Annotated in this window: 16 protein-coding genes; 9 read left to right on the top strand and 7 right to left on the bottom strand. The window is 75.0% G+C overall.

Translation table 11 applies throughout. From position 1 onward, the window contains the following. The first annotated feature begins 226 nt into the window (after positions 1 to 226). The 6 genes from ACOQFB_RS12310 (at position 227) to ACOQFB_RS12285 (ending at position 9,162) form a co-directional block, all read left to right on the top strand. Entirely contained in the window at positions 227 to 835 is a 609-nt protein-coding gene (locus ACOQFB_RS12310) for a hypothetical protein (protein WP_237757853.1), read from the top strand. After that, the gene (locus tag ACOQFB_RS12305) at positions 822 to 2,000 is read left to right on the top strand and encodes a cytochrome c biogenesis ResB family protein (RefSeq protein ID WP_421609875.1); all 1,179 of its coding nucleotides are present in this window, start codon (positions 822 to 824) and stop codon (positions 1,998 to 2,000) included. The genes ACOQFB_RS12310 and ACOQFB_RS12305 overlap by 14 nt, the downstream gene beginning before the upstream one ends. Then, positions 1,997 to 3,814, top strand: coding sequence for a cytochrome c biogenesis protein (locus tag ACOQFB_RS12300; protein WP_421609874.1), 1,818 nt, complete (start codon positions 1,997 to 1,999; stop codon positions 3,812 to 3,814). The genes ACOQFB_RS12305 and ACOQFB_RS12300 overlap by 4 nt, the downstream gene beginning before the upstream one ends. Positions 3,815 to 4,366: 552 nt before the next feature. Further along, positions 4,367 to 6,094, top strand: coding sequence for a transporter substrate-binding domain-containing protein (locus tag ACOQFB_RS12295; protein ID WP_421609873.1), 1,728 nt, complete (start codon positions 4,367 to 4,369; stop codon positions 6,092 to 6,094). Beyond that, positions 6,091 to 7,500 (top strand): sigma-54-dependent transcriptional regulator, encoded by a 1,410-nt coding sequence (locus tag ACOQFB_RS12290; RefSeq protein WP_059436874.1) that lies wholly within the window; start codon positions 6,091 to 6,093, stop codon positions 7,498 to 7,500. The genes ACOQFB_RS12295 and ACOQFB_RS12290 overlap by 4 nt, the downstream gene beginning before the upstream one ends. A 339-nt stretch (positions 7,501 to 7,839) precedes the next feature. After that, a complete protein-coding gene (locus ACOQFB_RS12285; RefSeq protein WP_059436873.1) occupies positions 7,840 to 9,162 on the top strand; it encodes a dicarboxylate/amino acid:cation symporter in 1,323 nt (440 codons plus the stop codon). 168 nt (positions 9,163 to 9,330) lie between these two features. Here ACOQFB_RS12285 and ACOQFB_RS12280 read toward each other — a convergent pair whose 3' ends face one another. The 6 genes from ACOQFB_RS12280 to ACOQFB_RS12255 form a co-directional block, all read right to left on the bottom strand. Continuing rightward, positions 9,331 to 10,182: a phosphatase PAP2 family protein gene (locus ACOQFB_RS12280; protein ID WP_059436872.1), complete on the bottom strand. Its 852-nt coding sequence runs from the start codon at positions 10,180 to 10,182 to the stop codon at positions 9,331 to 9,333. A gap of 174 nt (positions 10,183 to 10,356) precedes the next feature. Continuing rightward, on the bottom strand, positions 10,357 to 11,538 hold the full coding sequence (locus ACOQFB_RS12275) for a hypothetical protein (RefSeq protein ID WP_059436871.1): 1,182 nt from the start codon (positions 11,536 to 11,538) through the stop codon (positions 10,357 to 10,359). Positions 11,539 to 11,572: 34 nt separating this feature from the next. Continuing rightward, on the bottom strand, positions 11,573 to 12,238 hold the full coding sequence (locus tag ACOQFB_RS12270; RefSeq protein ID WP_421609872.1) for a cytochrome c3 family protein: 666 nt from the start codon (positions 12,236 to 12,238) through the stop codon (positions 11,573 to 11,575). A gap of 73 nt (positions 12,239 to 12,311) precedes the next feature. Next, positions 12,312 to 13,859 (bottom strand): FAD-dependent oxidoreductase, encoded by a 1,548-nt coding sequence (locus tag ACOQFB_RS12265; protein WP_421609871.1) that lies wholly within the window; start codon positions 13,857 to 13,859, stop codon positions 12,312 to 12,314. A gap of 505 nt (positions 13,860 to 14,364) precedes the next feature. After that, on the bottom strand, positions 14,365 to 15,402 hold the full coding sequence (tdh, locus tag ACOQFB_RS12260) for an L-threonine 3-dehydrogenase (protein WP_059436868.1): 1,038 nt from the start codon (positions 15,400 to 15,402) through the stop codon (positions 14,365 to 14,367). A gap of 28 nt (positions 15,403 to 15,430) precedes the next feature. Next, positions 15,431 to 16,621 (bottom strand): glycine C-acetyltransferase, encoded by a 1,191-nt coding sequence (locus ACOQFB_RS12255; protein ID WP_421609870.1) that lies wholly within the window; start codon positions 16,619 to 16,621, stop codon positions 15,431 to 15,433. A 220-nt stretch (positions 16,622 to 16,841) separates the two neighbouring features. Here ACOQFB_RS12255 and ACOQFB_RS12250 point away from each other — a divergent pair, with 220 nt between their 5' ends. Genes ACOQFB_RS12250 through ACOQFB_RS12240 form a run of 3 tightly spaced genes read left to right on the top strand, consistent with a single transcriptional unit; the run spans position 16,842 to position 22,909 of the window. Beyond that, positions 16,842 to 17,453, top strand: coding sequence for a hypothetical protein (locus ACOQFB_RS12250; RefSeq protein WP_421609869.1), 612 nt, complete (start codon positions 16,842 to 16,844; stop codon positions 17,451 to 17,453). Positions 17,454 to 17,462: 9 nt separating this feature from the next. After that, complete coding sequence (locus ACOQFB_RS12245) at positions 17,463 to 22,073, top strand: Lhr family helicase (protein ID WP_421609868.1); 4,611 nt, start codon at positions 17,463 to 17,465, stop codon at positions 22,071 to 22,073. Then, on the top strand, positions 22,073 to 22,909 hold the full coding sequence (locus tag ACOQFB_RS12240) for an Fpg/Nei family DNA glycosylase (RefSeq protein ID WP_421609867.1): 837 nt from the start codon (positions 22,073 to 22,075) through the stop codon (positions 22,907 to 22,909). Before ACOQFB_RS12245 ends, ACOQFB_RS12240 begins: the two co-directional genes overlap by 1 nt. Before the next feature lie 8 nt (positions 22,910 to 22,917). Here ACOQFB_RS12240 and ACOQFB_RS12235 read toward each other — a convergent pair whose 3' ends face one another. Continuing rightward, the gene (locus ACOQFB_RS12235; protein WP_421609866.1) at positions 22,918 to 25,209 is read right to left on the bottom strand and encodes a CHASE domain-containing sensor histidine kinase; all 2,292 of its coding nucleotides are present in this window, start codon (positions 25,207 to 25,209) and stop codon (positions 22,918 to 22,920) included. Positions 25,210 to 25,665: the final 456 nt, after the last annotated feature.

Below are 25,665 nucleotides of genomic sequence, written 5' to 3'. Positions count from 1 at the left end.
CTCAAGGGATAGGTTCCTGCCCCGTCTGGTACGGAAGGGTTCCGGGGGCTCGCTGTTGAATGGCAGCCCGCGCCGGACGGTCACAGCGCTGCGGCATGCGCAACTTCGCTGCGGTTTCCAGGGCGGCTGGCCGCCCGCACACGAGGGATGGATGCGAGTCGAAGCACCTGATCCGGGCGCGAGGCGGGACGGCGCACGCCCGTGGTCGTCGGTCGCACCCGCATGGGTGTTCCTGGGGGCGCTGGCCCTGGCCGCGAGCGGCTGCCAGCGCGAGTCGGTGAGCCACTTCCGCGTGCCCAAGGCGGCGCCGGAGCCGGCCGGCATGGCGGCGATGCCCGCCGGCATGGGCGGCGGGATGGGCGCGCCCGGCATGGCCGGCGACGTGCCGCCGCCGGCGCAGCCGACCGGCTCGTCGGCGCTGGCGTGGACGCTGCCGAAGGGCTGGAACGAGGTCCGCGGCGGCGGCGCGATGCGGTACGCGACCCTCACGCCCCCGGCCTCGGGCGGCAAGGTGGAGGTGACGGTGATCGTCCTCCCCGGCCCGGCGGGCGGCGAGCTCGCCAACGTGAACCGGTGGCGTGGGCAGATCGGCCTGCCGCCGCTCGACGAGGCCTCGCTCGCCTCCGCGCGCAAGCACGTGAAGACGCGCGCCGGCGACGTGTCGGTCTACGACTTCCTCGGCGAGGGCCAGCAGAAGACCCGCGTGGTGGCCGGCTTCACGTTCACCGAGGGCAACACCTGGTTCCTGAAGATGTCCGGCGACGCGGCCGCGGTCGGCGCGCGCAAGCCCGAGTTCGTTTCCATGCTGGAGAGCCTCCGCCTTGACGCGAATTGAGAACCGGCCCCTGAGCGCGCTGCTCGACGTGCTCACCTCGCTGAAGCTCACCATCGTCTGCATGGCGGCGCTGATGGTGCTGGTGGTGGCCTGCACGCTGGCGCAGGTCCACCTCGGCACCTGGGGCGCGGTCAACGTGTACATGCGCAGCTGGCTGGTCTGGTGGGACGTGCCGGGCACCGTGCTCTCGGTGCCGGTGTTCCCGGGCGGCGCGCTCGCGGGCGCGGTGCTGGCGGTGAACCTCATCGCCGCGCAGCTGAAGCGGCTCGAGCTGTCCTGGAAGAAGGCGGGGCTCTGGATCGTCCACGCCGGCCTCATCCTGCTCGTCATCGGCGAGTTCGTGACCGGCATGTTCCAGCAGGACATGCAGCTCGCGTTCGAGGAGGGGCACACCGCGAACTACGTGGAGTACCCCCGCGAGAACGAGCTGGCGGTCATCGACGTCACCGACCCGGCCTGGGACGAGGTGTACGGCATCCCCGAGACGCTGCTCGCCCGCGCCGACGAGGTGCAGGTGCCGGGGACGCCCATCACCCTCAAGGTGAAGCGCTTCCTCAAGAACGCCGACCTGGCCATGCGCACGCCGAACGACGCGCCGGCCATCGCCACCGCCGGGGTGGGCACCAGCATCCGCGTGGCCGAGCTGCCGCCGGTCACCACCGACGACCGCCCCAACGCCACCGCCGCGTTCGTCGAGCCGGTGGCGGGCGGCCGGAGCTACGGCACCTGGCTGGTGTCGGCGCTGCTCGCGGCCCCGCAGCAGTTCGTCTACGAGGGGCGCACCTACCAGCTCGCGATGCGCTCGCGGCGCGTCTACCTGCCGTACTCGCTGACGCTCAAGGACTTCACCCACGACGTGTACCCGGGCACCGAGATCCCGAAGAACTTCTCGAGCCTGGTGCACCTCAGCAACCCCGCCAAGGGCGAGTCGCGCGACGTGCTCATCTACATGAACCAGCCGCTGCGCTACGACGGGAAGGCGTTCTACCAGGCCAGCTTCGGAAAGGGCGACACCCTCTCGATCCTGCAGGTGGTGTCGAACCCGGGCTGGCTCCTGCCTTACATCTCCTGCGTGCTGGTCACGGTGGGGCTGCTCGTCCACTTCGCCATCACGATGAGAAGGTCGATGCGGCGCCGTGCGGCCGCGGCGGAGGCGCACTCATGAAGCTCGAGAAGCTGATCCCCTGGCTCGCCGGCGGCCTCGCCATCGTCGGCGCCGCCATCGCCGTCATCCCGCCGAGCCCGGTCCGCGGGTTCGACACCGACGCGTTCGGCCGCCTGCCGGTGCTGGAGGGCGGGCGCGTGAAGCCGGTGGACTCGGTGTCGCGGAACGCGCTCCTGATGATCCGCGGCCAGCAGAGCTTCAGGTACGACCCGGACGGCGACGGGCCGCAGAAGGGCCGGACCATCTCGTCCGACGAGTGGATCCTGGACGTCCTGTTCCGCCCGGAGCTGGCGGACCAGTACCCGGTGTTCGTGATCAACGACCCGGAGGTCCTCGGGCTCATGGGCATGCGCCAGAGCTCGAACCGCTACTTCGCGTTCAGCGCGCTCGTGCCGCACCTGGAGGAGATCCAGAAGCAGGCCATGGCCGCGCACCAGGTGGACGCGAAGCAGCGCACGCGCTTCCAGTCGGCCATCGCGAACCTGTTCGAGCGCGTGTACCTCTACTACCGCCTGAAGAACACGGTGCAGCTCGCGGGCTCGCCTGGCCTCGCCGCCGAGGTGGCCTCGGCGGGCACGCCGGGCGCGCAGCAGCGCCACCAGGCCATCGAGGAGCTGGCCTACTTCCGCCCGATCCCGCCGGCCGCGGGCACCACCGGCGACAACTGGCTCAACATGGGCCAGGCGCTGCGCGGCGCCGCCTCGGGCCAGCCGGGCGACGCGCTCTCGGGCTGGGCGCGCCTCTCGGTCGCGTACATGGCGCAGGATCCGTCCAGCTTCGGCCGGGCGGTGGCCGACGTCACCGCCGCGGACGCCGCGGCGCGCCCGGACTCGATCGACCTCGCGGGCCACGAGATCGTCTTCAACCGCGCGCAGCCGTTCTACGCGGGCATGGTCGTGTACGTGCTGGCGATGCTGGCGCTGTTCGCGTCCTGGCTCTGGAAGCCGAAGATCCTGCAGCCGGCGGCGTACGGCCTGCTGGTCGCGGGCGCGGTCATCCACACGCTGGGGCTCGTGTCGCGCGTGCTCCTGCAGGGCCGCCCGCCGGTCACGAACCTCTACTCCTCGGCGGTGTTCGTGGGGTGGGGCGCGGTGGTGCTGGGCGTCATCCTGGAGCGCATCTACAAGAAGGGGTTCGCGACGGCGGTGGCGGCGGCCTCGGGGTTCGCCTCGCTCATCGTGGCGCACCACCTCTCGGGCGACGGCGACACGATGGAGATGATGCGGGCGGTGCTGGACTCGAACTTCTGGCTCGCCACCCACGTCGTCACCATCACCATCGGCTACAGCGGCACCTTCCTCGCGGGCGCGATGGCCATCGGCTACACGCTCCGCAAGCACCTGGTCCGCAAGCCGGACCCGGGCACCACCAAGGCGCTCATGGGGATGACCTACGGCGTCATCTGCTTCGCGCTCTTCTTCAGCTTCCTGGGCACGGTGCTGGGCGGCATCTGGGCCGACCAGTCCTGGGGCCGGTTCTGGGGCTGGGATCCGAAGGAGAACGGCGCGCTGCTCATCGTGCTGTGGAACGCGATCATCCTGCACGCGCGCTGGGGCGGCTTCGTCCGCGAGCGCGGCATCATGGCGATGGCGATCTTCGGCAACGTCATCACCAGCCTGTCCTGGTTCGGCGTCAACATGCTGGGCGTGGGGCTCCACTCCTACGGCTTCATGGACAGCGCGTTCTGGGCGCTCACGGGCTTCATCGCGTCGCAGCTCGCCATCATGGCGTTCACGCTCCTTCCCGCGCAGTTCTGGAAGACCTCGCACGCGACGGGCAAGCAGCAGGAGCCTTCGCCGGAGCCGGGGCACTAGTCCTACGGACACGCAGGGAAGCCTTGACGGCTCCGCTCCGAGACCTGGGGCGGGGCCGTCGTCTTTGGTTCTCTCGTTGTCCGCTTCCAGCGGGCCCTGTCCTGGAGACGGGCCGCGGGGTCGGCGCTCCGGGCATTCGCGGCGGTGCTCGCTCCGCAAGGCCCGGGACGTGGATGGATGGCCGGAACCGGGGGCCGTGGGATCGTGGAAGCCGACGCACCGGACGGGCCAGCCGCGGGATCGGGGCCGGCGCCGGCTGTGCCGGTCCCTTCGCAGCGGCTGTCCACGGCGGTGCAGGTCCAGGATCCTGGGGACGTGCCGAGGGCTTGCTGCGCTGCGCTCCGGCGCGAACGCCCGGATCGCCTCCGTGGCGGCCTGACGTGGAGGGGAGGCGTGGAGGGAAGGCCTTCCCAGCGCACGCCTCCGTGGCGGCCGGACGTGGAGGGGAGGCGTGGAGGGGTGAAGGTCCGGTCCAGGCGCGGTGAAACCCGTCCGGCGCGCCGATGGCGGGCGGCTTGTGGCCGCCGCGCCCCCGTCGTAGCGTGGCGCCCGATGGGCCGCATCCACGCCTGCCTGCTCGTCGCCGCGCTGCTCGCAGCGGCCCCGGTCGCACGGGCGGTCCCGCCCGCGCCGCAGCCGAGGCGGGTGGTGGTCGGGGCCGACCGCGACTACCCGCCGTACGAGTTCCTCGACGAGCAGGGCGAGCCGGCGGGGTTCAACGTGGACCTCACCCGCGCCATCGGCGAGGTGATGGGGCTCACGGTCGAGTTCCGGTTCGGCGACTGGGCCGGGATCCGGGCGGGGCTGGCCGACGGCAGCATCGACGTGCTCCAGGGCATCTCCTGGTCGGAGGAGCGCGCCCGCCGGCTGGACTTCGCGGCGCCGCACGCCATCGTCCACCACGCCATCTTCGTCCGGAAGGACGGCCCCAGGCCCGCCTCGCTCGACGCGCTGGCGGGGCGCGAGGTGGTGGTGTTCGGCGGCGGGATCATGGACGAGGAGATCACCCGGGCCGGCAAGGCCGCGAGGATCATCCGGACGCAGACGCCCGCCGACGCGCTGCGCCTGCTCGCCTCGGGCCAGCACGACTGCGTGGTGCTGGCGCTCCTGCCCGGCATCTACCTGCAGCGCCAGCTCGGCCTCACCAACATCGAGCCGGTGGGCGAGCCGGTGCGCGCGGAGCGCTACGGCTACGCGGTGCGCAAGGGGGACCGCGAGCTGCTCGCGCGCTTCGACGAGGGGCTCGCCATCCTGAAGCAGACGGGGCGCTACGACGCGATCCACGCGCGCTGGCTCGGGCCGCTCGAGCCCAGGCCCATCGGGTGGCAGGCGGTGGCGCGCTACGCCGCGCTCGGCGCCCTGCCGATCCTCGTGCTGCTCGGCGCCAGCATCGCCTGGAGCCGCTCGCTCCGGAGGCTCGTCGCGCAGCGCACCGCCTCGCTGGAGCGCGAGGTGGCCGAGCGCGAGCGGGCGGTGGCGGCGCTGCGCGAGCACCAGCACCAGCTCGTGCAGGCGCAGAAGGCGGCCGCCATGGGCGTGCTGGTGTCGGGGGTGGCCCACGAGATCAACAACCCCGCCGGCTACATCCTGCTCAACGTCCCGACGCTGAAGGCCGCGTTCGCCGACGCGCAGGAGGTGCTCGACGCGCGCGCGAGAGAGCGGGAGCTGAAGCTGGCCGGCATCCCGTACGCGCGCATGCGCGACGAGATCCCGCAGATGCTGGACGAGATCGCCGAGGGCGGGCGGCGCATCAAGCGCATCGTGGACGACCTGAAGGACTTCGCCCGCCGCGACGACGCGCCCCGGCTCGAGCCCATGGACCTCGGCGCCTCGGCGCGCGCCGCGGTGCGCCTGCTGGAGGCGCCCATCCGCGCCGCGACCTCGCGCTTCGAGCTGGCGCTCGCGCCCGACCTGCCGCGCGTGCGCGGCAACCCGCACCGGCTCGAGCAGGTGATCGTGAACCTGCTCCTGAACGCCTGCCAGGCGCTCCCCGACCGCGATCGCGGGCTGCGCCTCTCCATCCGCCACGACCCGGCGGCCGGCGAGGTGGTGCTGGAGGTGCGCGACGAGGGCGTGGGCATCCCGCCCGAGCACCTGGCGCGGCTCACCGACCCGTTCTTCACCACCAAGCGCGAGACCGGCGGCACCGGCCTCGGGCTGTCGGTGTCGGCCGGGATCGTCAAGGAGCACGGCGGCCGGCTCGAGTTCGGCTCGCAGCCCGGCGTGGGCACCACCGCGGCGCTGGTGCTGCCCGCGCTCCACGAGGAGGCGGCGGCGTGAGCGAGTCCTTCTACCCCGCGTTCGCGGTCCTGGCGGTGGACGACGAGGCCGCCTGGCTGCGCTCGGTGGCGCTCACCCTCGAGCGCGCCGCCGGCATCACCCACCTGCTCACCTGCCAGGATGCGCGGCGGGTGATGGAGCTGCTGGACGGCAACGACGTGGGGGTGGTGCTGCTCGACCTGACCATGCCGCACCTCTCCGGCGAGGACCTGCTCGGCCGCATCTCGGTGGAGCACCCCGACGTGAAGGTGATCGTGGTCTCCGGCATGAACCAGGTCGAGACCGCCGTGCGCTGCATGAAGCTCGGCGCGTTCGACTACCACGTGAAGACCGAGGAGGAGGACCGGCTGGTCGCGGGCGTGCTGCGCGCCGTGCGCATGCAGGAGCTGCAGCGCGAGAACGGCGAGATGACCGCGCGCTTCATGTCCGGGGAGCTGCGCAACCCCGAGGCGTTCGCGAGCATCGTCACGCAGGACCGCACCATGCTGACGCTGTTCTCGTACGTGGAGGCGGTGGCGCGGAGCCCGCAGCCGCTGCTCGTCACCGGCGAGAGCGGGGTGGGGAAGGAGCTGGTGGCCGGCGCGGCGCACCGGCTCTCCGGGCTGCCCGGGAAGCTCGTGGCCGTGAACGTGGCCGGGCTCGACGACGCGGTGTTCGCCGACACGCTGTTCGGCCACCTGCGCGGCGCCTTCACCGGCGCCGAGCAGGCGCGGCGGGGCATGGTGGAGGAGGCCGCCGACGGCACGCTGTTCCTCGACGAGATCGGGGACCTGTCGGTGCCGTCGCAGGTGAAGCTGCTGCGCTTCCTCCAGGAGGGCGAGTACTTCCCGCTGGGGAGCGACCGGCCGAAGCGGGTGAAGGTGCGCGTGATCGCCGCCACGCACCAGGACCTCGCCGCCAAGGAGCGGGCCGGGATGTTCCGGCGCGACCTGTACTACCGCCTGCGCACGCACCGGGTGCGGGTGCCGCCGCTCCGCGAGCGGCGCGAGGACGTGCCGCTCCTGCTCGACCACTTCCTGGGCGAGGCCGCGCGGCAGCTCGGCAAGAAGAAGCCCACCCCGCCGAGGCAGCTCGCGCAGCTGCTCGTGACGCACGACTTCCCCGGCAACGTCCGCGAGCTGCGCGCCATGTGCTTCGACGCGGTCAGCCGCCACCGCGATCGCGTGCTCTCCATGGACGCGTTCCTGGAGGCGATCGGCCGCCACGGCAACGGCGCCCACCCCGCCGCGGAGGAGGGGCAGAACCCCTTCGGCGCGGTGGAGCGGCTGCCCACGTTCGACGAGGCGCTGGAGCTGCTGGTGCAGGAGGCGATGCGGCGCTCCGGCGGGAACCAGACGCTGGCCGCCCGGCTGGTGGGCATCTCGCAGCCGGCGCTCTCGAAGCGCCTGAAGTCCTATCGCCGCTGAGCCCGGGGATCGGGCACCGGCCCCGCCGCGCCGCCGAACCGGCATTCCCGCGGGAATGTCCATGCCCGCCGGCATGGTGGCGCGCAGGCGCGCGGGATCACTGCGCTCCCCGCCCGCGCGCGCGGTGCGGCGCGCCGCCGCGATAACGCGGGGAATGCCGCTTCGGATCGCGACGCGCTGCGCGAGCGGCGGGTGATCACGCCGGATTCCGCGCGCGGGCGATCCGGCACCGAAGGTGCTCTGGGCCGGGGGCTCCACGCACATCCCACCGGCCCCGCGGCGCGACCGCCGGGCCTCGACCCCGCGCCGGGCGGCGGCGGCTCCCGGCAGGAGAGACACGTGAAGCGTCTCGCGCGCAGCCTGTACCTGCAGGTGCTCCTGGCGGTCGTCCTCGGTGCGCTGGTCGGGCACCTGTTCCCGGCCACCGGCGCGTCGCTGAAGCCGCTCGGCGACGGGTTCATCAAGCTGGTGAAGATGCTGATCGCGCCCATCGTGTTCGCCACGGTGGTGACCGGCATCGCGAAGATGGGCGACCTGCGGAAGGTCGGGCGGGTGGGGCTGAAGGGGCTGCTCTACTTCGAGGTGCTGACCACCGTCGCGCTCGCCATCGGCCTGGTGGTGGCGCGCCTGGCCCGCCCCGGCGCCGGGATGAACGTGGACCCGGCCACGCTCGACACCAAGGCCATCGCCTCCTACACGAACGGCGCGCAGGCCCACGGCACCGTGGACTTCCTCATGAACGTGATCCCGCGCGACGTCGCGGACGCGTTCGCCCGCGGCGACATCCTGCAGGTGCTGCTGTTCTCGGTGCTGTTCGGCGCCGCGCTCGCGGCCCTGAAGGACAAGGGCCGGCCGGTGCTCGAGCTGGTGGACGGGCTGTCGCTCGTGCTGTTCCGCATCGTCGGCTTCGTGATGCGCCTCGCCCCGGTGGGCGCGTTCGGCGCCATGGCGTTCACGGTGGGGAAGTACGGCATCGCCACGCTGCTCAGCCTGGGCAAGCTCATCGCCTGCTTCTACGCGACGAGCGCGCTGTTCGTGGTGCTGATGCTGGGCCTGGTGCTGCGCTGGTGCGGCCTCGGCCTGTTCCGCTTCCTCCGCTACATCAAGGAGGAGATCTTCGTGGTGCTCGGCACGTCCTCCTCGGAGTCGGCGCTGCCGCTCATGATGCGGAAGATGGAGAAGCTCGGCTGCTCGAAGCCGGTGGTCGGGCTGGTGGTGCCGATGGGCTACTCGTTCAACCTCGACGGCACCTCCATCTACCTGACGCTCGCCACGCTGTTCATCGCGCAGGCGACCAACACGCACGTCACGCTGGTGCAGGAGCTGGAGATCCTGGCGGTGCTGCTCCTGACCTCGAAGGGCGCCGCGGCGGTGACCGGCGGCGGCTTCATCACGCTGGCGGCGACGCTCTCCGCGGTCGGCAACATCCCGGTGGCCGGCCTGGCGCTGCTGCTCGGCATCGACCGCTTCATGTCCGAGGCCCGCGCCATCACCAACCTCATCGGGAATGGCGTCGCGTCGGTGGCGGTTTCGCGCTGGGAGGGCGAGCTGGACCAGGCCCGCGCCCGCGCCGTCCTCGCCGGCACCGTGCCGGACGAGGTGGAGCCGGCGAACGACCCCGAGCCGCCGGCGGTGCCGGCGGGCCTCGGGCTCCACGGCTGAGCCGGCGCACGCCGGACGAGACGAACACAGGGGAGGAACCCGAGCATGATCCGCTTCATCCGCACGCTGGCCCGGCTCTGGAACGCGCTCTGCGAGCTCGACGCCCGCACCGCGCTCCGGCCCGCGCCCGCGCACGTCCGCAAGTAGCCCGCGCCGCGCCGGAGGGCGCTACCAGGTGCCGGTGAGCTGGACGCCGCGCCCCATGGGCGCGACCGCCACCGGCAGCCGCCCCCCGCGCGCGTGGAGCAGCGGGACCAGCGTCCCGAACCCGAACCCCGCCGCCGCGCCCACCAGCACGTCGGTGGGGAAGTGGCGCCCGGCCAGCACGCGCTCCGCGCCCACGCTCGCGCCCACCGCCGCGGTCACCAGCCACGGCCAGGCGGCCGGGCCCCGGCGCAGCGTGTACGTCCAGGAGGCGGCGGTGAGCGCCGCCACCGCGGTGGAGGTGTGCCCGGAGTAGAACGACCGGTAGCCCTGCGCCTGCTTCACGAGGCCGTCGCGCCCGGCGTAGGTGACCGGCAGCGGCCGCTGCACCGCGAACTTCACCGTCATCACCGCGGCGGAGTTGAGCGCCAGCGTCTCGGTGAGGATCATCAGATCCTCGCGCAGCGCCCGCGTGTTCCCCACCCAGAACGCGTCGGCCACCACCGGCACGGCCACCGAGGCGAGCACGGTGACGTCGCTGACGACGCCCGCGGCGCGGCTGTGCAGGTCGATGGCGAAGCGGTCGAAGCCGTTCACCTCCGCCGGGTCGCACGGGCAGCGCGGGGTGATGAAGTGGAACGGGTAGCGCCCCGGCAGGATCGCCACGCCCGTCGCGAGCGCGGTGAGCGGCACGTCGAGCCACGGCACCAGCCGGTAGACGCTATCGCCCGTCGGGCGCGCCTCGGGGGCGTCGAGCGGCAGGTCCGGCGCGGCCGGCGGCACGATCGTGGAGGGGGAGGGCAGGGCCGCGGGCACCGTCTGGACGGCAGGGACGGGCTGGGCGGCGAGGGCGAGCGCGAGCAGGGCGGGGAGCATCGGGGACCCGCCGCGGGGGCGGATACCTCCGACCCTGTGCACCGCGCGCCCCCGCGTCGAGGCCTACCTTCACGATCCGTGGCTGCTTCGCGGGGGCGGACGCGCCCGGACGAGTGGGCCCCGGCCGCGAGCGGATCACGGCCGGGGCCGGCGCTGCCGGCGATTCACGCGTGGTCAGAAGGCGTACATCGCGGTCAGGGAGCCCTGGTCCGCGGTGCGGGTTCCGCCGATGGCCTTCGTCTCGTACCGGTAGTACTCCAGCCCCAGGGTGTAGGGGCCCTCGCAGTACTTGGCCAGCGCGCCGATCGACACGTTGCGGAGCCGCGTGGCGCCGGCCTCGCGGACGTCGGCGTCGTCCGGGTCGTCCATGCCTGCGAACAGGTGCGCGGAGACGGTGTCGGTGAAGGACCATCCGGCCTGCGCCCAGGCGCCCCAGCCCTGGATGTCGCCGAACTGCACGATGGCGCCGAACAGCTGGCCGACCGCCCGGCCCGTCCAGCCGTTCGCGGCGAGCTGCAGCGGGCCCGCGGACACCTTCCCGCCCAGCTCGGCGGCCCAGCCGTCCACGCCGTCCTCGGGGGCGGTCGCGCCCACGCCGCTCAGGTCCTTGCGGTCGTAGTGGCCGACCAGGAACGCGGAGTAGGCGACGCCGCCGGCGGGCTTGCCGCTCAGCATGGCGCGCGCCTCCACCTGCGGGATCGAGGACGCCTCACCGTAGGAGACGCCCAGCGGCAGGTCGGCGTCGGCGTCGCTCCAGGAGCCGCGGGTGGCGCTCACCGCGAGCTCGAGGAGGTGGGTGCCGGCGAGGGGGATGCGGTGGAACACCATCACCCCGGGGAAGCGCCAGCCGATGCCGCCCGCCGCGTAGCTGGCGGGGAACGCCACGTGCGCCAGGCTGACCGGCGCCATCGCGAAGATGAGCCCGTGGTTCTGGCCCACCTGGAAGGTGGTGTCGCCCAGCACCAGCTCGGCGTAGGCGAGGCGCAGCCGCGGCCCCACCGACTCGTCGCCGAAGGCGCCGCCGGTGTTGCCGCCGAAGAAGTCGGCCTCGACCAGCGCGCGCGGCGTGGCGCGGCCGGAGAGGATGGCGGGGCCGGTGGCGGCGAGCTGCAGCCGGGTCTGGCGCAGGTCGCCGCCGAGGAACGTCTCGTCCGTGCCCGGCTCGGCGACGGTGAACAGCGAGCCCTGGCCGTTCCAGGGACCGGTGGTCGCGTCCTGCACGAACACGGTCGCGGACACGAACCCGTGCAGCGCGATCGAGGGCTTCTCCGGCGCGGCGGCCGGCTCGGCCGCGAAGGTCGGCGCGGCGGCCGCGAGCGCGGCGGCGCACGCGAGCCGTACGACGGTGTCGATCATGGTGTCTCTCCTCCGGTGCTGCGTGGACCGGGCGTCATCGCGGCGCGCCCGGCAGCTGCTTCATCTCGAACTTGGGGTGGCAGTTGAGGCAGTAGTTCTCCGAGGCGGCGTGGGCGTGGTGACAGGCGGTGCAGTCGATCTCCCCGAGGTGCGAGCGGTGCGGGTTGCGGTCGGGGTGCACCGCGGGCTCGGTGGCCTTCGCGAGCGCGTCGGCCGGGCCGTGGCACGCGAGGCAGCGCTCGTTCGCGACGAACGCGCCGGTCTCCGGGAGCTCGCTCGCGTGGCAGCCGGCGCACGAGACGTCGGCCTTCGCGTGGGTGGCGTCGAGCAGCGCCGAGCCAGCCCACGAGGTCGCCGCCCGGCGCAGCGGCGCGTCGCCCTCGGCGAGCGTGCCGAGCGGCTTCTTCCCGCCGGCCAGGCCGAAGCGCCCGCGCGAGAGCGTGTGGCAGACGGTGCAGTCGGCCTCGGGGGCGCGGTGGGCGCGGTGCAGGCGGGCCGAGAACGCGTCCGGCTTCGCGTCGGCGGCGGGCTTGTGGCAGCCGAGGCAGGCGGCGAGGGTGGTGCCCTTCACCGCGGGGTGGTCCCTGGGCAGGACGGTCCAGGACGGGTGACACTGCTTGCAGCTGCCCGCGGGGGCGGAGGGGCGAGGGGGCGCGGCGGCGACGAGCGCCAGCGCGGCGAGCGCGACGAGGGCGTTCATGGGTGGCTCCACGAGGGAAGGGCGGACGCCCGGACCGGCGAGCGGGACCGGCGCCGGGCGTCCGCGGGCCGGCCTAGGCGGCCGGGTTGACGCCCGCCGCGCTCCGGCCGGCGATGCGCCCGAACACGACCGCGTCCGGGCCGGCGTTGCCGCCGAGGCGGTTCGCGCCGTGGATGCCGCCGGTGATCTCGCCGGCGGCGAAGAACTTCGGGATCGGGTTGCCCCAGATGTCGATGACGCGGGCCTGCTCGTCGATGCGCAGCCCGCCCATGGTGTGGTGCACCGCGGGCCACTGGGCGATGCCGTAGAACGGCCCCTCCTCGAGCGGCAGCATGCGATCGGTGATGGGCTTGGCGAAGTCGGGGTCCTTCTTCTCCCGGATGTAGCGGTTGTGCGTGGCGACGGTCTCGCGGAGCGCGTCGGCCGGCAGCCCGAGCTTCCCGGCCAGCTCCTCGATGGTGTCCGCCTTCACGAACCGGCCCTTGGAGATGCCCGCGTCGATCTCCTCCTTCGTGCCGCCCATGAGCGGCGCCATCTTGGCGTTGAAGATGGAGTAGGTCGGCTTCATGCCCGTGTTGATCTCGGCGCGCGAGACCACGTCGCGGCGCTCGAGCTCGTTCACGAAGCGCTTGCCCTTCCGGTCCACGTACAGGATGCCGTAGCCCGGGCCGCGGAACGGGTAGACGGCCGGCGCGTCGAGGATGCCGGTCTCCGGCTCGGCGTACGGGTAGAGCTGGATGAAGGCGAGGTGCAGCGAGTCCGCGCCGATGGCCTGGGCGAAGCGGAGGGTCTCGCCGGTGGCGCCCGGGTGGTTGGTGCAGTTGTAGCTCGCCACCAGGCTCGGGTTGAACGCCATGCGCATCTTCACGTCGCGGCTGAAGCCGCCGGACGCGAGCACCAGGCCGCGGGTGACCTTGAGCTGGAGCTTCTTCCCGCGGGCCTTCACCTCCACGCCCAGCACCGGCCCGTCCACGTCGGCGCGCCAGATCCAGGTGATCTCGTGGTTGAGGCGGATCTTCGCGCCGGCCTTCTCGGCGATCTTGCGCTCGGCCTCGGTGTAGCCGCGCCCGACGCCCTCCTTGCAGGTGTGGGTGCGGTAGGCGGTGTGGCCGCCGGTGCGGTTCAGGATCTCGCGGAGCTGCAGCCCGCCCTCGTCGATCATCCAGTCGAGCGCCTTCGGCGACTCGCGGCAGAGGATCTCGACCAGCTTCGGATCGCCGTAGTAGTCGCCGCCCTTCAGCGTGTCGTTGCCGTGCAGCTCCTTCGAGTCGTCGGGCAGCTTCAGCTTCTCGCGGAGGCGCAGCTCGTCGGTCCAGGCGTTGTACTCGCCGCCGTTGATGATCGAGTTGCCGCCGTACACCGGCATCTTCTCGAGCACCGTCACCCTGGCGCCCGCCTTGGCGGCCTCGGCCGCGGCCGCGAGGCCGGCGAAGCCGGAGCCCACCACCACCACGTCCCAGGTCTCGTCCCACTTCCTCGGCAGCGGCCGCTTCGCGCGCGGCTCGGCCGCCTCGGCCTTGCCGCCGAAGAGGTCGAGCGCGAGGCCCGTGCCGGCCGCCACCGCGGTGGCCTTGAGGATCGCGCGACGTCCGATTCCGGTCTTCTGCTGCTGGTCGCTCATCTGGCTTCTCCTGTCGCCGGGGGGCGGAAGAGCCGCGCACCGGTCTGGGCACGGCGTTGCGGCGCGAGCCTTCGGGCCGCGGCGCGGCAGGGGCAATGGGTCGAGCGCCACCCCGCGCAGCGCACCTCGTGCGCGCGCGCCGGCGGATCGTTCGCGCGCGCTTCGCGGCCGCACCGCGCGCGCGGGCGCGGGCTGCGCGGCCCGGCCGCGGAGGGCGGGCGCGCCCGCGGCGATCCCCGCGACGCGGCGGGCAGGACGGATGTGGATCTCACCGGTCCGCATCGCCGGTCGCGCCCGGACGGCGCGGGTCCGCGCGGCCCGCAGCGCGTGCGCGGGCGGCCCTCGCGCAGGGGCGGCGAGGAGGAAAGTGGACCGGTCCGGTGGGGTTCCGGGCGCAGTCCTCGCGGCGCCGCACCCCGCGTGCGGGTGCGACCGGTGCGTGGTTTGTTGCCGCGCGGCGCGGGCGCGCCGCACGGACGGTGTCAGGCCACGGAGGGTGAAGCCTTCAGCGCGCGACGCCCCAGTCCAGCACCACCTTGCCCGAGCGCCCGCTGCGCATGACGTCGAAGCCCTGCTGGAAGTCGTCGATGGAGAAGCGGTGCGTGACCACCGCCGAGAGGTCGAGCCCGCTCTGCAGCATCGCGACCATCTTGTACCAGGTCTCGTACATCTCCCGGCCGTACACGCCCTTGAGCTGGAGGCCCTTGAACACCACCTGGCTCCAGTCGATGGGCTCCGGCCCGGGCATGATGCCGAGCAGGGCGACCTTGCCGCCGTGGTTCATGACCTCGAGGAGCTGGCGGAAGGCGCGGCCGTTGCCGCTCATCTCCAGCCCCACGTCGAAGCCCTCGCGCATGCCCAGCTCGGACATGACCGCGCGCAGGTCCTCCTTCGCCACGTTCACCGCCCGCGACGCGCCCATCCGGCGCGCCAGGTCGAGCCGGTAGTCGTTCACGTCGGTCACCACCACGTGGCGGGCGCCCACGTGCCGCGCGATGGCGGCGGCCATGACGCCGATGGGCCCGGCGCCGGTGACGAGCACGTCCTCGCCGACCAGGTCGAACGAGAGCGCGGTGTGCGTGGCGTTGCCGAACGGGTCGAAGATCGCGGCGATGTCGTCGGGGATGTCGTCCGGGATGCGGTAGACGTTGTCGGCCGGGATGACCACGTACTCGGCGAACGAGCCGGGCCGGTTCACGCCCACGCCCACGGTGTGCCGGCAGAGGTGCCGCCGGCCGGCGCGGCAGTTGCGGCAGAAGCCGCAGGTGACGTGCCCCTCGCCGCTCACCCGCTCGCCGGGCCGGAACGCCTCCACCTCGGCCCCGACCTTCTCCACCCGGCCCACGTACTCGTGGCCCACCACCATCGGCACCGGGACGGTCTTCCGGCTCCACTCGTCCCAGTTGTAGATGTGCACGTCGGTGCCGCAGATCGCGCTCTTCGTGACCCGGATCATCACGTCGTGGACCCCGACCTCGGGGACCGGGACGTCGTGCTGCATCCAGATGCCTTCCTCGCGCTTCGCCTTGACGAGTGCCTTCATCGCGTCGTTTCCCTCGGGGTGAACGTGCTCAGATGACGCCCAGCGCGCGGCCGACCTTCTCGAAGGCCGCCACGGCGTGGTCGAGGTCCTCGCGCGAGTGCGCCGCGCTCATCTGCGTGCGGATGCGGGCCTGGCCCTTCGGCACCACCGGGAAGAAGAAGCCGGTGACGTAGACGCCCTCGTCGAGCAGCCGGCGGGCCATCTCCTGCGCCAGCGGCGCCTCGTGGAGCATCACCGGGATGATGGGGTGCTCGCCGGGCAGCAGCTCGAAGCCGAGCCGGGTCAGCTCGGCGCGGAAGTGGCGGGCGTTCTCGCGGAGCTGCCGGCGCAGGCCGTCGCCGGACTCGAGCAGGTCGAGCACCGCGATGCTGGTGGCGGCGATGACCGGCGCGAGCGTGTTCGAGAACAGGTAGGGGCGCGCCTTCTGGCGGAGCCACTCCACCACCTCGCGCGAGCCCGCCGCGTAGCCGCCGGACGCGCCGCCGAGCGCCTTCCCGAGCGTGCCGGTGACCAGGTCCACCCGGCCCATCACCCGGTGGTGCTCGTGCGTCCCGCGCCCGTGCTCGCCGATGAACCCGACCGCGTGGCTGTCGTCCACCATCACCATCGCGCCGTGCCGGCCGGCCAGGTCGCAGATGGCGGGCAGGTTGGCGAGGTACCCGTCCATCGAGAAGACGCCGTCGGTCACGACGAGCTTGAAGCGCGCCCCGGCCGCGTCGGCGGCGGCGAGCTGCGCGGCGAGGTCGGCCATGTCGCCGTTCGCGTAGCGGTAGCGGCGCGCCTTGCAGAGCCGGATGCCGTCGATGATGGAGGCGTGGTTGAGCGCGTCGGAGACGACCGCGTCCTCCTCGCCCAGCAGCGCCTCGAACACGCCGCCGTTCGCGTCGAAGCAGGAGGAGAACAGGATCGCGTCCTCGAAGCCGAGGTAGCGCGCCAGCCGCTGCTCCAGCTCCTTGTGGATGTCCTGGGTGCCGCAGATGAACCGCACCGACGACATCCCGAAGCCCCAGCGAGGCAGCGCCGCCACGGCGGCGTCCACCAGCTCCTGCCGCCCGGCCAGGCCGAGGTAGTTGTTCGCGCACAGGTTCACCACCCGCTTGCCGTCGGCCTCGACCCAGGGGCCCTGGCGGCTGGTGATGACGCGCTCGCGCTTGAACAGCCCCTCTGCCTGGAGGCGGTCGAGCTGGGTGCGCAGGTGGTCGGTGAAGGCTGGGTTCATGGGGCGCGTCCTCGGGTGCGGGGCGCCCCCTTTCTAACCCGCCGTGCGCGGGTGCGCCGCCCGTCCGGAGGGGGTCGCCGCGGCGCGTCGCAGCCTGCGCGCCGCGGGCCGGGCGCGGGGCGTGGCGCCCCGGCGGCCGGCGACGCAACGTCGAGCGGACGGCGCCCCCTGGCGCCGTGGATCGGCGGCGCTCCCCCCGCGCCGTGGATGGGCAGGTCCGATGTCCCTGTCGCTCGTCGCGCTCCTCCTCTCGCTGGCGGCCGCCGCGCCGCCGGGCGCCGAGACCCCGTCCGCCGCCGCGACCGCGCCGGGCGCGGCGGCCTCGTCCCCCACCGCCGCGGCCGCGCCGGACGGGCCTCCCGCGGCCCAGCCCGCCGCGCCGGCCCCCGCGCCGCCGACGCTGCGCGAGGTGAACCTCGCCCGGGCCGGGAAGGGCCTGCTGCCGCGCAAGGCGGCCCCGCGCCGCGCGCCGCGCCGGCTGCACGTCGTCTCCGCCCGCGATCAGGTGGCCCGCGCGCAGCAGGTCGGCGGCTCGGCGGCGGTGGAGCTGGTGGAGGTGGCCGCGGCCGAGCCCGCCCCCGTGCTCGAGCCGGCCGCCGCGCCCGAGCCGGGCGGCGCCGGCCCGGCCTGGATCGCGGGGCGCGTGATCCGCGGCCTCGCGGGCGGCGCCGGCGGGCGCGGCGCCGAGCCCGGGGCGCGGGTGGAGGCGGAGCCCGGCGGGCTGCGCGCCGGGGCGCGGGTCGCCTCGGTGGAGGTGACGGTGCGCGTGCGCGCCGGCGCGCTCGCGCTGGCGGCGGGCTCGCCGGGGGCGGCCGTCCGGCGCCTCCGTTAGACTCGGGGGATGGTGAGCTCCCCCGATCCGGCGGCGGTGCCGTTCCACCCCGCGGTGCGGGCCTGGTTCGAGCGCGCCTTCCAGGCGCCCACGCGCGCGCAGGCGCTCGGCTGGCCGCCCATCCACCGGGGGGAGAGTACGCTCCTGCTGGCGCCGACCGGCAGCGGCAAGACGCTCGCCGCGTTCCTGTCCTGCATCGACCGGCTCATGTTCTCGCCCGAGCCGCCGCGCCGCGAGCGGCTGCGCGTGGTGTACGTCTCGCCGCTGAAGGCGCTGGCGGTGGACGTGGAGCGCAACCTGCGCGCGCCGCTCGCCGGCATCGCGCAGGTGGCCGCCGAGCGCGGCGACGCGCACCGGATCCCCGCCGTGGCGGTGCGCACCGGCGACACGCCTGCCGCGGAGCGGGCGCGCTTCGCGCGCGACCCGGCCGACATCCTCATCACCACGCCGGAGTCGCTCTACCTGCTGCTGACGCAGGCGGCGCGCGAGGGGCTGCGCACGGTCGAGACGGTGATCGTGGACGAGATCCACGCGCTCGTCCCCTCGAAGCGCGGCGCGCACCTGGCGCTGTCGCTGGAGCGGCTGGAGCAGCTCGCCGGGCGGCCGCTGCAGCGCATCGGGCTCTCGGCCACGCAGCGCCCGCTCGACGAGGTGGCGCGGTTCCTGGGCGGCGCGCGCCCCGCGGCGCCGGCGGGGGCGGGCGACGCCGACGGCGCGCTGGGCGAGCTGCGCGACCGGACCGCCCGCCCGGCCTGGCGGCCGGTGGCGGTGGTGGACGCCGGGTCGCGCAAGCCGCTCGAGCTCACCGTGGAGGTGCCGGTCGAGGACATGTCCCGCCTCGGCGAGCCGCTCGACCTGCCCGGCGGCGACGCCTCGCAGGCGCCGCCGCGCGCCTCGATCTGGACGGCCATCCACCCGCGCCTGCTCGAGCTGGTGAAGGCGCACCGCACCACCTTGCTGTTCGTGAACAGCCGGCGGGTGGCCGAGCGGCTCGCCGGGGCGCTCAACGAGCTGGCGGGCGAGACGCTGGTGCAGGCGCACCACGGCTCCATCGCCCGGCCGCAGCGCATCGCCATCGAGGACAACCTCAAGGCCGGCCGGGTGCGCGGCCTGGTGGCCACCTCCTCGCTGGAGCTGGGCATCGACATGGGCTCGGTGGACCTGGTGGTCCAGATCGAGGCGCCGCCCTCGGTCGCGAGCGGGATGCAGCGCATCGGGCGCGCCGGCCACCAGGTGGGCGCGCCCAGCGCCGGGGTGCTGTTCCCGAAGTACCGCGGCGACCTCGTCGCGTGCGCCGCGCTCACCGAGGCCATGCAGGAGGGCGACGTCGAGGCGACCCGCTACCTGCGCAACCCGCTCGACGTCCTGGCGCAGCAGATCGTGGCGATGGTCTCGCTCGACGACTGGCGGGTGGACGACCTGCACGCGGCGTTGCGCGGCGCCGCGCCGTTCGCCGAGCTGCCGCGCGGGATCCTGGAGGGCGTGCTCGACCTGCTCTCCGGCCGCTATCCGTCGGAGGAGCTGGCCGAGCTGCGCCCGCGCGTCACCTGGGACCGGGTCCGCGGGGTGCTGCGCGCGCGCGAGGGCGCGCGGCGGGTGGCGGTGGTGAGCGGCGGGACCATCCCCGACCGCGGCCTGTACGGCGTGTACCTGCTGGGCGGCGCCAAGGGCCAGGCGCGGGTGGGCGAGCTGGACGAGGAGATGGTCTTCGAGACCGCCGTGGGCGAGACGTTCACCCTGGGCGCCTCCACCTGGCGCGTCGAGGAGATCACCCACGACCGCGTGCTCGTGTCGCCGGCGCCGGGCGAGCCGGGGAAGATGCCGTTCTGGCACGGCGACGCGGCCGCCCGGCCGGTGGAGCTGGGGCGGCGCATCGGCCGGCTGGTGCGCGAGCTGCGCGGGGTGCCGCGCGCCGCCGCGCTGGAGCGGCTGCGGACCCGCCACGGCCTCGACGCGCGCGCGGCGGAGAACCTGGTCCGCTACCTCGAGGACCAGCAGCAGGCGGCCGGGGCGGTGCCGGACGACCGCACCGTGCTGGTGGAGCGCTGCCGCGACGAGCTGGGCGACTGGCGGGTGTGCGTGCTCGCGCCGTTCGGGAGCGCGGTGCTCGTCCCGTGGTGCATGGCGGCGGCCCGGCGCGCCCGCGACCGGCTCGGCGCCGACCCGGAGACGCTCTGGACCAACGACGGCTTCGCGCTGCGGCTCCCCGAGACCGACCAGCCGCCCGAGGTGGACTTCCTGTTCCCGGAGCCGGAGGAGGTCGAGGCGCTGGTGGTCGAGCAGCTCGGGGCCACCGCGCTGTTCGCCGCCCGCTTCCGCGAGGCCTCCGCGCGCGCCCTGCTCCTGCCGCGCCGTCGCCCCGGCCAGCGCACCCCGCTGTGGCAGCAGCGCAAGCGCGCCGCCGACCTGCTCGCGGTCGCCTCCCGCTTCGCGCAGTTCCCGCTGCTCCTCGAGGCCTACCGCGAGTGCCTGCGCGACGTGTTCGACCTGCCCGCGCTGGTGGAGCTGATGCGCGACCTGAAGGCGGGGCGGGTGCGCCGCGCGGTGGCCGACACGCGGGTGCCGTCGCCGTTCGCCGGCTCGCTCCTGTTCGGCTTCGTGGCGAGCTTCATCTACGACGGCGACGCGCCGCTGGCGGAGCGGCGCGCGCAGGCGCTCGCCATCGACCAGGCGCAGCTCCGCGAGCTGCTCGGCGAGGCGGAGCTGCGCGAGCTGCTCGACGCGGACGCGCTCGCCGACCTGGAGGCGCGGCTCCAGCTCCTCCCGCCCGAGCTGCGGGTGCGCAGCGCCGACGGCCTCGCGGACATGCTGCTCCGGCTCGGGGATCTCACCCGCGCCGAGGTGGAGCGCCGCGCGGCCGGCCCGGAGGTCGCGGCGAGCCTCGACCGCCTGGTGGCGGAGCGGCGGGCGGTGGCGCTCCGCGTCGGCGGGGAGGAGCGGTTCGTGGCGGTGGAGGACGCGGCCCGCTACCGCGACGGGCTCGGGGTGCCGCTCCCGCCCGGCGTGCCCGAGGCGCTGCTCGCGCCGGTGCCGGATGCGCTCGACGGCCTGGTGGCCCGGTACGCGCGGCGGCACGCGCCGTTCACCGCGGGCGAGCTGGCGGCGCGCCTCGGCCTGGGCCGGGCCGCGGCGGAGCGGGCGCTGGAGCGGCTCGCGCGCGCCGGGCGGCTGCTGGAGGGCGCGTTCCGGCCGCACGGCGCGGAGCGCGAGTGGTGCGACCCCGACGTGCTCCGGACGCTGCGGCGGCGCTCGCTCGCGAAGCTCCGCGAGGAGATCGAGCCGGTCGAGCCGCGCGTGCTCGGGCGGACGCTGCTCGGCTGGCACGGGATCACGCGCCGCGCCGCCGGCCTCGACGCGGTGCTCGACGCGGTCGAGAAGCTCCAGGGCGCGCCGCTCCCGGCCTCGCTGCTCGAGGGCGAGATCCTGCCGGCGCGGGTCGAGGGCTACCTGCCCGGCGACCTCGACGCGCTCGCGGCGGGCGGCGAGGTCACCTGGGTCGGCCTCGAGCCGCTCGGCGAGCGCGACGGGCGCGTGGCCCTCTTCCTCGCCGACGCGCTCCCCGCGCTGCTCCCCCCGGCGCGCCCCGCCGAGCCGCCGGAGGACCCGCGGGAGCGGCGCGTGCTCGAGCACCTGGCGCGCCGCGGCGCCTGCTTCTTCCCGGAGCTGCACGAGGCGGCGGGCGGCGGCTTCGCGCAGCAGACCGTGGACGCGATCTGGGCGCTGGTGTGGCGGGGGCTGGTGACGAACGACACGTTCCAGGTGCTGCGGGCCCGCGCCGCCCGGGCCGCGCCGCGGCGCGATCGCGAGCGGGCCCGGCGCACCGCCCGGCGCGCGGCGGCGGCCGGCTACCGCTCGCGGCTCTCCGCGCCGCCGGGCGCGGGCGGGCGCTGGACGCTGGTGGAGGCGCGCCGCGACGCCGGCGGGCGGCCGCGGCCGACGCCCACCCAGTGGAGCGCCGCGGTCGCGCAGCAGCTCCTCGCCCGCTACGGCGTGGTCACCCGCGGCGTCGCCGCCGCCGAGGCGCTGCCGGGCGGCTTCGGCGCGGTCTACGACGTGCTGCGCCACCTGGAGGAGTCGGGGCGGATCCGGCGCGGCTACTTCGTGGCCGGGGTCGGCGCGATGCAGTTCGCCCAGCCGGGCGCGCTCGACCTGCTGCGCGCCTCGCGCGAGCCCGGGGAGGCGCCGGAGGTGGTGACGCTGGCCGCGGCCGACCCGGCCAACGCCTGGGGCGCGCTGGTGGAGTGGCCGCCGGTGCCGGGCGCGCCGGAGGGCAAGCGGCCCGCGCGCGCGGTGGGCGCCGAGGTGGTGCTGGTGGACGGGGCGCCCGGCGCCTGGGCGGCGCGCGGGCTGCGGCAGGTGCTGGCGTGGCTGCCGGAGGACGAGCCGGACCGCTCGCGGGTGGGGGAGGCGGTGGCGGCCGCGCTCGCGGCGCTGGCCCGCGACGCGCTCGCGCGCGGGGAGGGCGCGCTGCTCGAGGAGGTCAACGGCGCCGCCGCGGCGGAGCACCCGCTGGCCGGCTTCCTGGTGCAGGCCGGGTTCTCGCCGGCCGGGACCGCGCTGCAGCTCCCGCGGCGCGCCGCCGGCGCGCTCACGCTCCCCTCCGGCGCCGGGCTGGCCTGATGCCCGAGGGCGACACGCTGGCCCGGGCCGCGCGCGCCCTGCACCGCGCGCTCGCCGGCAAGCCGGTGGTCCGCTTCGAGACGGTGCTGCCCGGGCTGGCGCGCGTGGACGCCGACGCGCCGGTGGCCGGGCGGACCGTGGAGCGCGCCGAGTCCGCCGGCAAGCACCTGCTCCTCCACTTCTCCGGGGGCCTGGTGCTCCGGACGCACCTGCGCATGAACGGGAGCTGGCACCTGTACCGCCCCGGCGCCCCCTGGCGGCGGCCCGCCTCGGCGATGCGCGTGCGGGTGGAGGTGCCGGACGCGGTGGCGGTGGCGTTCGACGTGCCGGTGGCGGAGTGGATCCGCGCGGCGGACCTGGGGCGGCACCCGGCGCTGGCGCGCCTCGGGCCCGACCTGCTCTCGCCCGCGTTCGACGAGGCCGAGGCGGAGCGGCGGCTGCGGGCGCGCGGCGCGCTCGCCGTCGCGGACGCGCTGGTGGACCAGGCGGCGCTCGCCGGCGCCGGGAACGAGCTGAAGTCGGAGATCCTGTTCGTCGCCGGGGTGAGCCCGTTCCGGCGGGTCGAGGACCTCGCCGACGCCGAGCTGCGGGCGGTGATCGCGGCCGCGCGCCGGCTCATCGCCGAGAACGTCCCGCCGCCGGGCCCGGACGGCGCGGAGACCTGGCGTGGCGGGCGGCGCACCACCCGCCGCATGAACCCGCGGGAGCGGACCTGGGTGTACGGCCGCGGCGGACGCCCGTGCCGCAAGTGCGGGGCGCCCATCGCCTTCGCGCGCCAGGGGCCGCACGCGCAGGCGACCTGGTGGTGCCCGCGCTGCCAGCCCGGGCCGGGGTAGCGGCGCGATCAGGCCGTGGGCGGCGGGCTGGTGGTGGCGGCCCCGGTCCGGTGCGCGGCGGCGGGCTCGGGCGCGCGCGACAGCGTCACCGTGAAGGTCGAGCCGGCGCCGGGCGCGCTCTCGACGCGGACGGTCCCGCCCAGCACCTCGACGATCTCGCGCACGATCCACAGGCCCAGGCCGAAGCCGCCGTAGTGGCGGCGCGAGACCGCGCGCTCGAAGCGCTCGAAGATGCGCCGCTGGTCGGCGGCGGAGATGCCGATGCCGTGGTCGCGGACCGAGAGCAGCGCGCGGTCGCCGTCGGCCCGCACCCGGATCTCGACCGGCCGCCCGGGCCCGTACTTCACCGCGTTCCCGAGCAGGTTGGTGAGCACCTGGTCGAGCCGCACCCGGTCCCAGCGCCCCACCACCGGCTCTGGCGCCTCCAGCGAGAGCGGGCACGCCGCCCGCGCCGCCTCCTCCTCGAACCGCGCCACCACGTCCCGCGCCACCTCGGCGAGGTCCACCGGCTCGAGCTCCAGCTCGAGCCGCCCGGCGTTGATGCGCGAGAGGTCGAGCAGGCTCGCCACCAGGCGCGTGAGCCGGTCCACGCTGCGCCGGATCACGTCCGACTTGCGCACCAGCGCCTCCGCGTCGCCGCGGCCGGCGCTGGCGCGCAGGCTGTCGGACTGGAGCGCGAGCGAGGTGAGCGGCGTCTTCAGCTCGTGCGAGGCGATCGAGAGGAACTCGTCCCGGACGCGCACCGCGTCCTGCGCGCGCCAGGTGAGCCGCGCGGTGTCCACCGCGGCCGCGAGCAGCCGGGCCAGGTCCTCGGCCAGGGCCCGATCGTGCGCGTCGAAGGGGCCGTGCGCCGAGAGCAGGGTGATGGCGCCGAGCGGCTCGCCCCGGACCATGAGCGGGACGCTCAGGAGCGCGTCCACGCGATCCTCGCGCATCCGGGCGGCGAGCGCGGGGGATCCCGCGAAGAACGGCACCCGGTCCGGCGCGCGGTCCACCTCGTGCGGCTGGCCGGTGGAGAGCGCGGCCGCCATCCCGGTGCGCGCCTGCGGGTCCAGCCCGGTGGCGGCGGCCGCGGCCAGCCACGCCTCGGCCCGGGCCGGGTCGCGGTGGCCGGCGAACCAGAGCGGCCCGGCGGGCTCGACCACGCAGCCCACGCACACGTCCGCCACCCGCTCGGCGGCGAGCAGGGCCACCTCGGGGAGGGTGCGCCGGTAGTCGAGATCCGAGGCCAGCCGCTGGCTGGCGGCGGCGAGGAACGCGGTGCGGCGCGCGTCCTGCTCGGCGCGCCCGCGCGCCAGCACCTCGGAGCGGGTGATCCAGAACAGCAGCACGGTGAGGGCCGCGCCCACGCCCAGCACCAGCGCCGGGAGCGCCCGGTCGGTGCGCGAGACGAAGGCGGCGGTGGCGGTGTGGCGCACCGTCCAGGTGCGGCCCGCCACCTCCAGGCGCTGCGCGGTGGTGAGCGCAGCCCCGCGGGCGGCGGTCCCGTCGTCGTAGAGCAGGGCGTCGGGCGTCTCGGCCTCGCCGTCGTACACCGCCAGCCCGATGGTGCGCGCCGGCGCGTCGCCGAGCGTGGAGCGCAGCAGGTCGGTGGCGCGGAACGGCGCGTACACCCAGCCGCGCAGCAGGTCGCGCCGCTCCTCCGGCGAGCGCGGCGCGCGCGCGTACACCGCCAGGTAGACGAGGAACCCGGCCTGACGCTCGGTGCCGGCCTCCTGCACCAGCTCCACCGGGCCGGACGCGGCCACGTCGCCGGTGTCGCGCGCCCGCTCCATCGCCGCGCGCCGGACGGGCTCGGAGAACATGTCGAAGCCGATGGCCCGGCGGTTGCGCCAGTCGAGCGGCTCGAGGAAGACGATGCTGGAGTAGAGCGCGCGCTCGCCTTCGGGCCAGACGCGGTACTCCGGGTTCCACTGCGCCCGCACCGCCGTCACGTGCGCGCCGACCTCGCCGGGCCGCAGCGCCCGGCACCAGCCGAGGCCCTGGATCCCGCGGTAGTACCGGGTGAGCTCGATGCTCTGGACGTAGGTGCGGAAGCCGAGGCGGTCCGGCTCGCCGCCGGTCCCCTCGACGAAGCCGCGCGTGGCGCGCAGCATCGCCACGTACGCGTTCATCCGGTCGCGGAGCGCGTCGGTCCCGGCCGTGGCGCGCTCGCGGAAGCGCGCCACCTCCTGCGCCTGGACCGCGGCCCGCACGTACTGCCAGGACGCGAGCGCGGCGGCGAGGCTGATGGCGGCCACGGCCGCGGGCACCGCGTGCGTGCGGAGGACGGCGACGGGAGGGCGGCGACGGTTGGGCATGGCCTCTGGCCGGGCCCGCGGACCCGCCTCGTCAAAGTATGCCCGTTGTGCGGCCCGGGCAGGGTGGGGATCGCGCGGGCGCGCCGGCGCGCGGCCGCCCGGCGCGCACCGATTGCGCCGGGGCCGCCGCAGGGGAATCTCGGCGCGTAATTTTCGTCCCCGTTCCGCGGCCGCGCCCAAATGCGCGTGGTCAATTGACCCCGGTCAAGCCGGTACCGGACCCGGGAAGTCCAGGGGCTTTCCCGCTCCCCCGGAACAGGTATTCCCGATTTCATGGACCTTTGAACTCGACTAGAAGCAGAATTCGCTCGGGGTCACGGGCACTTGCATCAATGTGGACCGATCGGTACAGTGCGCCCGCGTCGTGGCCTGGCGTACGCCCGAGGAGGCAATCCGTCGGGTGGCCCGGGCGGTGCACACGCCGCGTCCCGCGGGAGCAGCCGCCATCCGGATTTG

It is taken from the genome of Anaeromyxobacter sp. Red801 (assembly GCF_049201065.2).
GTDB lineage: Bacteria > Myxococcota > Myxococcia > Myxococcales > Anaeromyxobacteraceae > Anaeromyxobacter.
The sequence above is the reverse complement of the archived record's forward strand: the minus strand, read 5'-3'. Positions and strand labels throughout refer to the sequence as shown.